Annotated in this window: 15 protein-coding genes; all 15 read right to left on the bottom strand. The window is 33.3% G+C overall.

Going from position 1 to position 11,808, the window contains the following annotated elements:
- The gene (gene thmT, locus NJU99_RS01660) at positions 1-192 is read right to left on the bottom strand and encodes a 2-hydroxymuconate tautomerase (RefSeq protein ID WP_254576997.1); all 192 of its coding nucleotides are present in this window, start codon (positions 190-192) and stop codon (positions 1-3) included.
- Positions 193-359: 167 nt separating this feature from the next.
- Positions 360-1,148 (bottom strand): 2-oxo-3-hexenedioate decarboxylase, encoded by a 789-nt coding sequence (gene dmpH / locus NJU99_RS01655; protein ID WP_254576996.1) that lies wholly within the window; start codon positions 1,146-1,148, stop codon positions 360-362.
- On the bottom strand, positions 1,148-2,176 hold the full coding sequence (gene dmpG, locus NJU99_RS01650) for a 4-hydroxy-2-oxovalerate aldolase (protein ID WP_254576995.1): 1,029 nt from the start codon (positions 2,174-2,176) through the stop codon (positions 1,148-1,150). The genes dmpH and dmpG overlap by 1 nt, the downstream gene beginning before the upstream one ends.
- A 1-nt stretch (position 2,177) precedes the next feature.
- Entirely contained in the window at positions 2,178-3,062 is an 885-nt protein-coding gene (locus NJU99_RS01645; RefSeq protein ID WP_254576994.1) for an acetaldehyde dehydrogenase (acetylating), read from the bottom strand.
- A gap of 12 nt (positions 3,063-3,074) precedes the next feature.
- Complete coding sequence (gene dmpE, locus NJU99_RS01640; protein WP_283256434.1) at positions 3,075-3,869, bottom strand: 2-oxopent-4-enoate hydratase; 795 nt, start codon at positions 3,867-3,869, stop codon at positions 3,075-3,077.
- A gap of 9 nt (positions 3,870-3,878) precedes the next feature.
- The gene (locus tag NJU99_RS01635) at positions 3,879-5,336 is read right to left on the bottom strand and encodes a 2-hydroxymuconic semialdehyde dehydrogenase (RefSeq protein ID WP_254576993.1); all 1,458 of its coding nucleotides are present in this window, start codon (positions 5,334-5,336) and stop codon (positions 3,879-3,881) included.
- Positions 5,329-5,757: a GlcG/HbpS family heme-binding protein gene (locus tag NJU99_RS01630; RefSeq protein ID WP_254576992.1), complete on the bottom strand. Its 429-nt coding sequence runs from the start codon at positions 5,755-5,757 to the stop codon at positions 5,329-5,331. Before NJU99_RS01630 ends, NJU99_RS01635 begins: the two co-directional genes overlap by 8 nt.
- A 22-nt stretch (positions 5,758-5,779) precedes the next feature.
- The gene (locus NJU99_RS01625) at positions 5,780-6,727 is read right to left on the bottom strand and encodes a catechol 2,3-dioxygenase (RefSeq protein ID WP_254576991.1); all 948 of its coding nucleotides are present in this window, start codon (positions 6,725-6,727) and stop codon (positions 5,780-5,782) included.
- Between the two features lie 17 nt (positions 6,728-6,744).
- Positions 6,745-7,065, bottom strand: a complete 321-nt coding sequence (locus NJU99_RS01620) for a 2Fe-2S iron-sulfur cluster binding domain-containing protein (RefSeq protein ID WP_254576990.1) — start codon at positions 7,063-7,065, stop codon at positions 6,745-6,747.
- A gap of 146 nt (positions 7,066-7,211) precedes the next feature.
- Positions 7,212-8,270, bottom strand: coding sequence for an NADH:ubiquinone reductase (Na(+)-transporting) subunit F (locus NJU99_RS01615; protein WP_254576989.1), 1,059 nt, complete (start codon positions 8,268-8,270; stop codon positions 7,212-7,214).
- Positions 8,267-8,629, bottom strand: coding sequence for a phenol hydroxylase subunit P4 (locus NJU99_RS01610; protein ID WP_254576988.1), 363 nt, complete (start codon positions 8,627-8,629; stop codon positions 8,267-8,269). The genes NJU99_RS01615 and NJU99_RS01610 overlap by 4 nt, the downstream gene beginning before the upstream one ends.
- Positions 8,629-10,149: an aromatic/alkene/methane monooxygenase hydroxylase/oxygenase subunit alpha gene (locus tag NJU99_RS01605; protein ID WP_254576987.1), complete on the bottom strand. Its 1,521-nt coding sequence runs from the start codon at positions 10,147-10,149 to the stop codon at positions 8,629-8,631. The genes NJU99_RS01610 and NJU99_RS01605 overlap by 1 nt, the downstream gene beginning before the upstream one ends.
- 11 nt (positions 10,150-10,160) lie before the next feature.
- On the bottom strand, positions 10,161-10,430 hold the full coding sequence (locus NJU99_RS01600) for an MmoB/DmpM family protein (RefSeq protein WP_254576986.1): 270 nt from the start codon (positions 10,428-10,430) through the stop codon (positions 10,161-10,163).
- 8 nt (positions 10,431-10,438) lie between these two features.
- Positions 10,439-11,434: an aromatic/alkene monooxygenase hydroxylase subunit beta gene (locus tag NJU99_RS01595; protein ID WP_254576985.1), complete on the bottom strand. Its 996-nt coding sequence runs from the start codon at positions 11,432-11,434 to the stop codon at positions 10,439-10,441.
- A gap of 13 nt (positions 11,435-11,447) precedes the next feature.
- Positions 11,448-11,696 (bottom strand): phenol hydroxylase subunit, encoded by a 249-nt coding sequence (locus NJU99_RS01590; protein WP_254576984.1) that lies wholly within the window; start codon positions 11,694-11,696, stop codon positions 11,448-11,450.
- Positions 11,697-11,808 lie beyond the last annotated feature (112 nt).

Below are 11,808 nucleotides of genomic sequence, written 5' to 3'. Positions count from 1 at the left end.
TTATCGCCCCATCTTTTTTACACTCTCACCACCTATTCCAAAATGTTGTTTTGGCATTTCATTTAAAATCACTCTAACATTTTGTTTTGGTGCATCTATAGCTTCGTGAATTGCTTGAGTTACTTTTTCTATAAGCTTCTCTTTTTGCTCATCAGATCTACCTTCGATTATATTTATAGTTGCTATTGGCATAAAAGCTCCTTTTTTAATGTCTCATCAAAAGGTGCTTTAAAAAATTACCATTTTTTAAAGGGGACCTTTACAAAGGGACCATTTCATTTTTAACTTCTTTTAACAAGATGGCAAAGCCATCTTTAAAGAAGCAAACCCTAAAGAGAGCAACAAGTTGCTCTTATTTTCTATACAAATTTAAATGATAAAGTTCCTAAATCTTGAAACTTAACAGTTACATTATCACCTTTATTAACAGTAGTTGCAGCTGTAATTGCTCCACTTAAAATATAAGACCCAGCCTTTAAAACCTCACCTCGTTCACTCATCATATTTGCAAGCATTGCAATAGCAGTTGCTGGATGACCAAGAACTGCAGCTCCTGCTCCAAGTTGTACAACCTCACCATTTATTTCCATTACAACACCTAAAGTTTTTAAATCAACTTCATTAGCTTTTTTTGCCATACCACCACTTACATATCTAGAAGATGAAGAGTTATCAGCAATTACAGACTTTAAATCAAATTTAAAATCCTTATATCTTGAATCAATAATCTCAACAGCAGGCATTACAAAATCAGTAGCAGCTAATACATCATCTATATGACATCCAGGTCCACTTAAATCATCTTTTAATACAAAAGCAATTTCAGCTTCAACTTTTGGGTGAATTAATTCGTCATATGGTATTTCTGCACCATCACCATAGGCAAAGTAATCAGCAAGATATCCATAACAAGGATTTGGAACTCCCATTTGTTTCATTTTAGCCTGTGAAGTAAGCCCCATTTTCATACCAACTATTTTATGACCTCTTGCTTCTTTTGCAGCTCTTGCAGTCCATTGAATGTCATATGCATCTTCATATGTCATTTCTGGGTAATCATCAGTAATTTTTGTGATCTCATAAGCTTGCAATTCAGCATCTTCACAATGCTTTGCAAGTTTTTCTATTGTTGCTTTATCTAATGCCATTATAATAATCCTTTTTGTTTAGCTAATTCCATAGCACAATCATCAATCATATCTTCTTGACCACCAATCATTCCTCTTCTACCTAATTCAACAAGTAAAGATCTTGCATCTATTCCATACTTTTCTTCTGCTCGTCTAGCAAATAGTAAAAATGATGAATAAACACCTGCATAACCTAAAGTAATAGAATCCCTTGAAATTCTTGTAGGTTTACCCATAATAGGAAGTGCAATATCCTCAGCTGCATCTTCAATAGCTTCAAGATTAACACCCGTATCAACACCCATTCTATTACAAACAGCTACTAATACTTCAGTTGCAGTGTTACCAGAACCTGCTCCAAAACCTGCAAGTGAAGCATCAATTCGTGTAGCACCTGCTTCAATAGCTGCTAAAGAGTTTGCAACACCCATTGATAAGTTATTATGTCCGTGGAAACCAAGTTCAATCTCATCACCAAACTCTGCTTTTAATGCTTTAATTCTAGAACTTACCATATCAGGAAGTAAGTAGCCAGCTGAATCAGTTGCATAAATAGTTGTAGCTCCATAAGAAACCATTTTAGAAGCTTCCTCAACTAATCTTTTTTCATCAACCATATGAGCCATCATTAAAAATCCAACTGTATCAAGTCCCATTGATTTAGCAGCTTTTATATGTTGGGCTGAACAATCAGCTTCCGTACAATGAGTTGCTACTCTAACCATAGAAATACCATGATCAACAGCTTTTTCTAAATCTTTTACAATACCGATTCCTGGAAGTAAAAGAGCTGAGATTTTAGCTTGTGTCATATTTGGCACTACTGCATCTAACCATTCTTCATCAGTATGTCTTCCCCATCCATAGTTAAGTGATGAACCACCAAGTCCATCTCCATGAGTAACTTCAATAAAAGGAACACCTGCTTTATCCATTGCTGTTGACATATTTGTCATCTCTTCAAGTGAAAATTGATGTCTAATTGAGTGCATTCCATCTCTTAAAGACATATCATGAATTTTTATTTTTTTACCTTGTAAATCCATCTTATGCTCCTTTAATCTTTTTAGCCATTTGTTCTGCAATGTTTGTTGCAGCTGCTGTAATAATGTCTAGGTTACCTGCATACTTAGGCAAATAATCCCCCAAACCTTCAATTTCTAACCAAATAGAGATTTTATTACCATCAAAAACTGGTCCATTTTTTAACACATACCCTGGAATAAACTCTTGCATAGTTTCAACCATTTCATGGATTGATTTAGTAATAGCTTCTTCATCAGGTTTTTCACTTGTTAAACAATGAATTGTATCTCTCATCATTAAAGGTGGTTCTGCAGGATTTAAAATAATAATTGCTTTACCTTTTTTAGCACCACCTACTTGCTCTATTCCAAGTTTTGTAGTTTCAGTAAACTCATCAATATTAGCACGAGTTCCTGGACCTGCTGACTTAGAAGCTGCTGTTGCTACAATTTCTGCATATTCAACTTCTTGAACTTTTGATACAGCTGCTATCATAGGAATAGTAGCTTGCCCACCACAAGTAACCATATTTACATTTTGAGTATTTTGAGCAAGTAGCTCTTCCATATTAACTGATGGCACACAAAATGGTCCAATTGCAGCAGGAGTTAAATCAATAACTTGAACTCCAAGTTCCGCTAATTTTCTATTATTTTCACCATGAACATAAGCTGATGTTGCATCAAATGCAATCTTTACACCATCTTCTTTAATAAAAGGAAGTAATCCATCAACACCTTCGGCTGTTGTTTTCATACCATCTTCTTTAGCTCTTAATAAACCATCAGACTCAGGGTCAATACCAACCATCCATAAAGGATTTAATATTTCACTTCTTTTTAGTTTATACATTAGGTCTGTTCCAATATTTCCAGACCCAATTAATGCACAATTTATTTTTTCCATTGTATTTACCTTTTATTCAAATCTGATTGAGGCAGAACCAACGCCACCAATACTTGCAGTCATATTATCACCTGGTTTTATATCAACCATTGCACATAAAGCCCCTGATAGTATAACTTCACCTGCTTTTAGAGATACACCAAACTCACCAAGTTTATTTGCAAGCCAAACTACTGCATTTACAGGGCTACCAAGAGCTGCTGCACCTGATCCTGTATGTAATAACTCACCATTTCTCTCTAAAGTTATTCCACAAGTTGTTAAATCCACATCTAAAGGAGAGACACTCTGACCTCCAAATACTATATATCCACAAGAGGCATTATCAGCAACTGTATCTTGGATTTTGATTTTCCAGTCTTTTATTCTTGAATCAACTATTTCAAAACAAGGCATTACAAACTTTGTTGCCTTAATTACATCAGCAGCTGTAACTCCTGGTCCACATAAATCCTCTTTTAAAACAAAGGCTATTTCACCCTCTGCTTTTGGTTGAATCATTCCATCTGTAACATTAATCACATCACCATCTGAATAAATCATATCTGATAAAAGATAACCAAAATCAGGTTGATGAACACCTAACATGTCCATAACAACCTTTGATGTAACACCAATCTTTTTACCAATAATTTTACTTCCATCATCTTCCATTCTTCTTTTTAAAAAGTGATGTTGAATTGCATAAGCATCTTCAATTGTAGAATCAGGTTCTCTATTTGAGATTGGCTCAATAGTATGATTTCCTTTTAGGGCTTCATATAATTCATTTCCATATTTTTCAATTTTTTCTTGAGTCATTGCCATTTTATACCCTTACATTTTTATACATACATTTTTAAGTTCAGTATAGAATTCTAATGAGTGGTGACCACCCTCTCTTCCAATTCCTGAACCTTTCATTCCACCAAATGGTGTTCTTAAATCTCTTAAGAACCATGAATTAATCCATACAATTCCTGAGTCAATTTGAGAAGCTACTCTATGAGCTTTATCTAGATTTTCAGTAAAAATTGTAGATGCTAGTCCGTAATCTGTGTCATTTGCCATTTTAATAACTTCTTCTTCACTATCAAAAGGTGCGATATGACAACAAGGTCCAAATACTTCTTGTTTTACAACTGTTGCATCTTCTGGAAGTCCAGTCCAAATAGTAGGTTCAACAAAGAATCCATTTGCTAAATCACCTTCCATTTTAGGAGCGCCACCACCTAAGATTACATTTGCACCCTCTTTTTTAGCTATGTCATAAAACTCTAATACCTTATCTCTATGAGCTTCACTTACTACTGGTCCCATATCAACTGATTCGTCATTGTGAATTCCAAGTTTTAGTTTTAATGCTGATTCTTTTAGTTTTGATACAAATTCATCAAAAATTTCTCTTTGAACATAAACTCTTTCAGTTCCTAAACATACTTGTCCTGAATTAGCAAAACATGATCTTGTAGTTTCACGAATTGCCTTATCCATATCACAATCAGCAAAAACAATAGCTGGGTTTTTCCCACCAAGTTCTAAGGATACATCTCTAACACCATTAGAACAAGCTTTCATAATCATTTCACCTGTTTTTGTCTCACCTGTAAAAGTTAAAGCATCCACATCTTTATGAGCTGTTAGTAAATTTCCAGTAATTGAACCTTTACCTTGAACAACATTATATGCCCCTGCTGGAACTCCTACTTTACTCATTACTTCACCAAGTAAAGATGTTGTTGTAGGTGTAACTTGTGATGGTTTAACAACTACAGTATTTCCACAAGCCATAGCAGGACCAACTTTCCAAGTCATTAGAAGTAATGGTAAATTCCAAGGAGAAATAACTCCAATAACACCTTTAGGTTTTCTCATAGAATAGTTCATTGCTATTTTCCCATCAGGCGTATCCATTCTATAAGCTTCATCTGCAACAGCTTTCATAGTGTCAGCAAATACTTTAAAGTTTGCAGCACCTCTTGGAATATCAATATGTCTTGCAATTGAATAAGGCTTACCCGTATCTAAACATTCAGCTTCTAAAAAATCATCAAATCTTCTATCAATTTCCTCAGCAATTTCATACATCATTGCAATTCTGTCATTTAATTTCATTTGACCCCATTCACCAGTAAGGGCTGCTTTAGCTGCTGCTACTGCTGCATTTACTTCATCTTCTCGTCCTAGGGCTACTTTTGATAAAAGCTGTCCATTCATAGGGTTGATATTGTCAAAAAAATCCCCACATGATGAATCTAAAAATTGTCCGTTAATATAGTGTTGTACTTTATTCATTATTTAATCCTAACCTTTCTATTGCATATTTTGCGCAAATAATATCTTCTTGTTCAGTTCCACCTGAAACCCCAATAGCTCCTACTTTTTCTTTATTTTCAAAGATAGTAAGCCCTCCACCAAAAGGTATTAATCTATCTTGATTAGAAAAACCTTGTTCTAAATGAGTTTCACTTTTAAAAATTTGTGTCCATGTATCTGTATCAAAACCAAAACTTGCACTTGTGTAAGCCTTATCTTTTGCTATTTGACTTGAATGAATAAATGAATCATCCATTCTTATAAATGCAAGTTCAATTCCTTTTGAATCTGTAACACTTACATTTATTTTTATATTTAATTCATTAGCCTTTTCAATTGATAACTCACAAAGCTTTAAAGCTGTTTGACTTGTCAAATCTTTTGATGTTTTTGTCAACATTTTAAATTCCTAAATTTTTCTTTTATTTATAAGCTGATAATGTATATGCAGTTGTAAATGCACCATTTTCTTGCCCTGTATGATAGAAAATACCTCTCCATAGTTCATCTTCTGTCCAAGTAACTGTTGGCATATCTTTACAAACTGCATAACCAAGTCCTGCAAATGTCTCAAGTCTATGTCCTGATGGGTCAAAGAAATAAATAGTCTCACCTCTTGTAATACCATGTCTTTGAGGAGTAACATCTAACTTTACATTATTCATAGCCATAACATCTGCTGACCTTAAAATGTCGTTCCAACCATCTAAGAAAAATGCAAAATGATGCATACCAGTTTCTGCTCCAGCAACAAAAGCTAAATCATGAGGAGTATTTCCAGCACTTAGCCATGTTGCAGCCTGAACTGAGCCCTCAGGTCCTACACATACTTGCTCTGCTAATTTCATATCAAATACATCTTCAAAAAACTTAGTAGCTTCCATTAATTTTTCAGGACCTTGAGTCATTAATAAAATATGATCAATCCAGTGAGCTTTGATACCCTTTCCCTCAATTGGCCAAGGGGCAGGATTAGTATGACCTACTTTTTTACCTACAAATGTTTTTTCAGCATATAAATTAAATTCATGCTCACTTGGAGATATAAACTTTAATACCCTTCCACATTCAGGAATAATTCCAGCTTCTAAAATCTCTGTTTGAATTCCATATTTTTCGATTTTTTCTTTAAAATCATCTATATCAGAATCTTTTTCTACTTTATACGCAACCTTATTATATGTTGCTTCTTCACTAGGTCTTAAAATAAGACTGTATTTATCCCATTCATCCCAGCACTTTAAATAAAGTGTTCCATCAGAGTCTTCTCTTGTAACTTCCATACCTATAATATTTTCATAATAGTCTCTTGATTCATTAATATCTAATACATTAATATCAACATGACCTAATCTCATAATACCGCTCATTACTTTCTCCTAATTATTTAATTACCAAGTACATAAACTTGGGATTTTTCTTTAGATGAGTCTCTACCTATAAATTCTATTTCCATATCACTTCTAGGAAATGTCTTACAAGCTAAAAGAATATCTGCACTCTCTTCTTCACATGAGATGTGTTTTCTATTCATTTTGCATTTTTTATAGTCTCCTCTATGAACTTTAACCTTACAAAGTCCACAAGCACCATTATGACAACCCTTTGGAACTAGATTATCATATACATATAAACCATCCATAAGATGTTTAGATTCAAGACAAGTTTTAGTTTTGTCTTTATTTTTTACGAAGATTTCATATTTCAAAACATCCCCTTTTTTATTTAAAAGTCATAGCTTTTTGACTTTTTAACTTTACAGAAATAGTTTCGCAGAAAAATCGCAAAAACTACTTTTTAAAAAAAAGTTTTATAAATAAAAAAAGGTCCGTAAAACAGACCTTTTTAAAAATTTTAAATTGATTTAAATAAAGGGGAACGCTGATTCTCAGCATTTAGATCAGCTTTTGAGAAGAACTTTTCAGTATAAATATCTTTTTCGTAAAGTCTTCCTCTCATAAGTGTTGTAATACAAGCATCTATCATAGGTGGAGGTCCACAAAGATATGCTTTTTTTCCAGAGAAATCATTTTCAAAAACTTCTTTTGCAGCATCATTTACAAAACCTTTTTTTCCTTCCCAAGAAGGAGTATCTTCATCGGATAAAACAGGAACATATGTAAAGTTCTCATGCTTTTGCTCTAAGTCTCTAAATAAATCTGCATAATATAACTCTTCTTCATTTCTAGCACCATGAAAAAGTGTTATTTCTTGTTTACTTCCATTTTCAAGCTGCTCCAAAATCATAGATTTTGGACTAGAAAGACCTGAACCACCTGCAAAGAAAATCATAGGTTTTTGAGCAGATTCTCTTACAAAAAATCTTCCATAAGGTCCTGATACTTTTCTTCTTGCACCTACTTTTACATTTTTATGAATCCATGGAGTTGCTTCTCCATCTGGAACTAAAGAAATATTTAACTCTACAATTTTTTTATCATTTGAAGAGTTACATAAAGAAAATGCTCTTGGTTCTTCAAATCCTGGTACATGATATTGTACATATTGACCTGCTTGAAACTCAATCTCTTCATCTAATTCTATAAAAATACCTTTTATTCTAGGTGTTAAATCCTTTACCTCAACAACTGTTCCCATAAAATCTTTTACAGGTATTGACTTAGCATCTGGATCTTCATCTATATCAGCTTCTATAGCACAGTCTTCCATTGGTGTTGCAGTACAAGCAAGACATTTTCCCTCATCTTTTTCCATATCCATAAGGGCAAAAGGAGAAGCTGCACCGTAGTCAACTTCACCTTCTAATATCTCTACCTTACAAGTACCACATAAACCATGAGAGCACGCATGGGGAATATATACCCCCTGTCTTAATGCAGCATCAAGAATAGTTTGACCATCTTGAACTTCTACTACATCTCCTGTTGGTTCTATTTCTACTTGATAACTCACATTCCTACTCCGTTAATTCCTGTTAGATTTGGTGTTTCAAATCTAACTAATGATTTATGATCAATTCCATTATCTTCAAGAGATTTTTCAAAATCAGGAGTAAACTCTTCACCGTTTAATCTCCAAATAACAGAATCATCCCAAACTACTTTTTCAAAATCTGGATGATCTTTATAACAACCTGGCATTACTTCATGCACTAATGCCTTAAAAGGCATTTGTGGTGGTAAAGGAAAAGCCATCGCTGAATTGATTAACTTATGTTTATCCCAACCTACATATACTAATTGGTTACCATGAAACTTATCTACACTATCCATCATAATTACTGGATATTCACCTTTACTTACGATTGCCATTATGCTTCTCCCTTCCATTCTTTCCACATTTTTTGATCCTGAGAACCTACATAATCAAGATTATCTTGTCCAAATTCAACCTTATACCATTTAAGTACTTCTGGAAGTGTTGCACCTCCACAGTTTCCTTGGAAGATTTGATGAACTGGTAACCAAGATTGAATATACTTTTCAGGTTCGTTTTCAAAAATATCTTGACAATGATCTGAACAGAAATGGAATCTCTCATTATTGTACATAGTATGTCTATGGGCAATTTGTGTTGGTTCACCTTTTTCAACTTCTGTTGCTAACATTGGTAATTGACAAGTTTGACATAACTGAGGAAGCATTTCAGAATAGTATCTCTTACCTTCTTTTTCTAACTTATTCCAGTGTTCATAAACTGGTCTGTAATATTTATCGAAAGTCTCAGGATACTTTTCACTTAACCAATCCATTTTTTTCTCATCTGGAATCCACGTATGGAAAGGTGCTGCTGCATTATGAGTATATAATGTCATCCAAACTTGATGAGAAATATGATCTTTTTCAGCTTTTATTGTTGCAGCACAATCTGGAACTGTAATTCCATATCTTTCTAAATCTTTAAATAATGCAACTGTATTTTGCTCAAAATATAACTCCCAAGCTTCCTTCCAAGACTGTGGTGAATCAGGTAACATATAATCCATCATTGCAGATACTAGTCCTAAAACTTTATAACCTCTCCAAGTCCACTTATCAATCCACTTTTGAACAATAGGAACATTTGCAGGGTCTTGCTCTAATAAGAACTTGATAGCTTGTAAACCTAAAGTCATATGTCTTGCCTCATCACTTTGAGCTGAGAATCCAAATGTAACTGTTGCCATATCTCCATTATAAGCAGCACCACTCATAAATGGTACAAATAAAAGATTTGTTAATACATACTCAAATGAGAATCCAATAGCAATAATAAACTCAAAAGGTCCTGCTGCTCTTGCATCATCAAAGAATGATTTAGGAACAGATAAATACCATACATTATCATGCCAATGTGCCCACTCAGAGAAACCATTAAAGTATTTGTTATAGTGGCTTAAAGTATGAATTTGTGTTTGAACATGTCTTAACTCATCAATTGCTTGCATTTGACATGCAACTCTTGGACCATCACCTCTAAAAGCTCTTGCAATATTTGCAAAACCTCTATGTGCTTGATATTCTAAAGGTGAAACACCTGTTAAAAACAGTTTTAATGCTGATACATATCTTGCATCTGAAATATTTTTTTGTCCATTATTTTGAGCAAAAGCATCAATAATTACATATAGTTTCTTATCTTTTTCACCTTGGTATTTCCAATAAGCATCCATTGTCATTCTAAATGGATCTTCCCAAGCTTCCCAATCATGAATTTTTATACCCTCAAATTTATCTTCAGGGAAAACATCATCCATATCTTGATATGTAGTTTCCCAACCAAGTCTTGTCATATACTTATATTTGTCTTTCATATTTAGACGTTTTTTTCTTTTTTGTGTACTCATAGTCATAATATTTTCTCCTAATTTTCCCAATAAATTGTAAAGTGGTCATAATCTTCATCAACATTTCCAGCTAGTGAAATTAAAACTAACTGTAACTCTTGTGGATCCCAATCTCTACCTAATTTGTCAGATACAGTTTGAGCATTAATTACCATTTTTTTCTCAGCTGAGATTTTTACCATGGCAGGCTGTGGTTCAACCTCAACATTTTCATTATCTTCTTGTATAGCTTCAATAATAGCTCTTGTTTCATCTACTGCTTGAAGTGCTAAAAATACCTTTGACATTCTTTCTCCTATAGGTTTAAACCATTTTTATTTAATCTTGCCACTAATTGCTCTTGTATGTTATTAACTGTTTCTTCTGGATTATTAACTATATTTTTAGCAATTGCTAGGGCTGCATTACTAGCAATATCAATATACTTTTTACACCATTGGTTTAATAAGTCTTTATTTTCATCACGTTCTAAAGCTGCAACTTTAACTGTCATATCAATCCATTTAGCAGATTCATCATTCCAAGATGTGATAAACTCTGTCATCATTGTTTGAGCTGTTCCACCTCTTTGGTTTAGTTCTTGCTCATACTTATCAAATACTAAAGGATGAATAAAACCATCGAAAATTACATTTTGCGCTATATGAAGCTCAAACCAATCTTGTAAAACAAAACTATCTTCCATTGCTTTTCTAAGTGGCTGCCATGCTTCATCATTTAACCATTTATCTTTTGCATCATCTAAAACAGCTGGTTCATTTTCACTAAGTAATAATCCAATTCTTGTAAGATATTGAGCATTACCTAATCTATCTTCTGCATGGAACATATAAGCATTTGTAATAGCTGCACCATATCCTTCTGAACATAATTGAAGGTTATTCATATTTGCTCCCCACTCATAGTGTCTAAGGGGTAAAACATAATTCAAGATTTCTTGTTTTATATCTTCTGGCATTACATCTAACATATTTCTTTTTTCTACAAAAACAAAGTTTTGTTCTGCAACTTCTTGTTGTTTTGCTCTTGCTGTTACATATGAAGCATAGTGGTATTGTCTTGGGTCTAAAAATTTATACCAGTCTTCCATTTTAATGCTAGTTTTATTTTGATCATATAACTCAAACTCTGGATTTGCATAAGGTCTATAATGAAAGTTTGCAACTGGCTGAATATCAAATGTTGCCTCTTCATATCTTGAAGCCATTTTACCTTCACCAATTCTTCTTTCCACGTGTCCAAAAGTTTCTCTTTTTGGCTTAATATCTATACTTTTTATATCTAAAGACATATTTTCAACTCCTTTATTTACTTAGTGTTCCAACAACACCATACTGCCACTTATGTTTGTCGTTTTCCACATCAATTTCTTGATCTCTTGTTAAATGCTTAACTGCATTTCTTTTACAAAACTCATCAAATTGCTTTTTCGGCAATGCAAGTTCAACATACATACATGGATCACCAATAGAGAAATCAAACTCAACTAAATCGTTTGATTTAACATCAGTAACATGTACATATTTTCTTTCAAACGGTGATTCATTAGCCATAACACCTACCTTTTTCAATTATGAATTTTTAATTCAATTTGAATCTTAATGGAAAAAAATCGCAAAATTATCGCAGTTATTAGTGAATATTTTTATTTATGATATAATTTTT

This window comes from Arcobacter roscoffensis (genome assembly GCF_024267655.1).
Lineage (GTDB): Bacteria > Campylobacterota > Campylobacteria > Campylobacterales > Arcobacteraceae > Arcobacter_B > Arcobacter_B roscoffensis.
The sequence above is the reverse complement of the archived record's forward strand: the minus strand, read 5'-3'. Positions and strand labels throughout refer to the sequence as shown.

What these genes read in the sequence shown, in the direction of transcription:
- thmT (WP_254576997.1), bottom strand. Translation starts at nt 192, where the DNA reads ATGCCAATAGCAACTATAAATATAATCGAAGGTAGATCTGATGAGCAA.
- dmpH (WP_254576996.1), bottom strand. Translation starts at nt 1,148, where the DNA reads ATGGCATTAGATAAAGCAACAATAGAAAAACTTGCAAAGCATTGTGAA.
- dmpG (WP_254576995.1), bottom strand. Translation starts at nt 2,176, where the DNA reads ATGGATTTACAAGGTAAAAAAATAAAAATTCATGATATGTCTTTAAGA.
- NJU99_RS01645 (WP_254576994.1), bottom strand. Translation starts at nt 3,062, where the DNA reads ATGGAAAAAATAAATTGTGCATTAATTGGGTCTGGAAATATTGGAACA.
- dmpE (WP_283256434.1), bottom strand. Translation starts at nt 3,869, where the DNA reads ATGGCAATGACTCAAGAAAAAATTGAAAAATATGGAAATGAATTATAT.
- NJU99_RS01635 (WP_254576993.1), bottom strand. Translation starts at nt 5,336, where the DNA reads ATGAATAAAGTACAACACTATATTAACGGACAATTTTTAGATTCATCA.
- NJU99_RS01630 (WP_254576992.1), bottom strand. Translation starts at nt 5,757, where the DNA reads ATGTTGACAAAAACATCAAAAGATTTGACAAGTCAAACAGCTTTAAAG.
- NJU99_RS01625 (WP_254576991.1), bottom strand. Translation starts at nt 6,727, where the DNA reads ATGAGCGGTATTATGAGATTAGGTCATGTTGATATTAATGTATTAGAT.
- NJU99_RS01610 (WP_254576988.1), bottom strand. Translation starts at nt 8,629, where the DNA reads ATGGCAATCGTAAGTAAAGGTGAATATCCAGTAATTATGATGGATAGT.
- NJU99_RS01605 (WP_254576987.1), bottom strand. Translation starts at nt 10,149, where the DNA reads ATGACTATGAGTACACAAAAAAGAAAAAAACGTCTAAATATGAAAGAC.
- NJU99_RS01600 (WP_254576986.1), bottom strand. Translation starts at nt 10,430, where the DNA reads ATGTCAAAGGTATTTTTAGCACTTCAAGCAGTAGATGAAACAAGAGCT.
- NJU99_RS01595 (WP_254576985.1), bottom strand. Translation starts at nt 11,434, where the DNA reads ATGTCTTTAGATATAAAAAGTATAGATATTAAGCCAAAAAGAGAAACT.
- NJU99_RS01590 (WP_254576984.1), bottom strand. Translation starts at nt 11,696, where the DNA reads ATGGCTAATGAATCACCGTTTGAAAGAAAATATGTACATGTTACTGAT.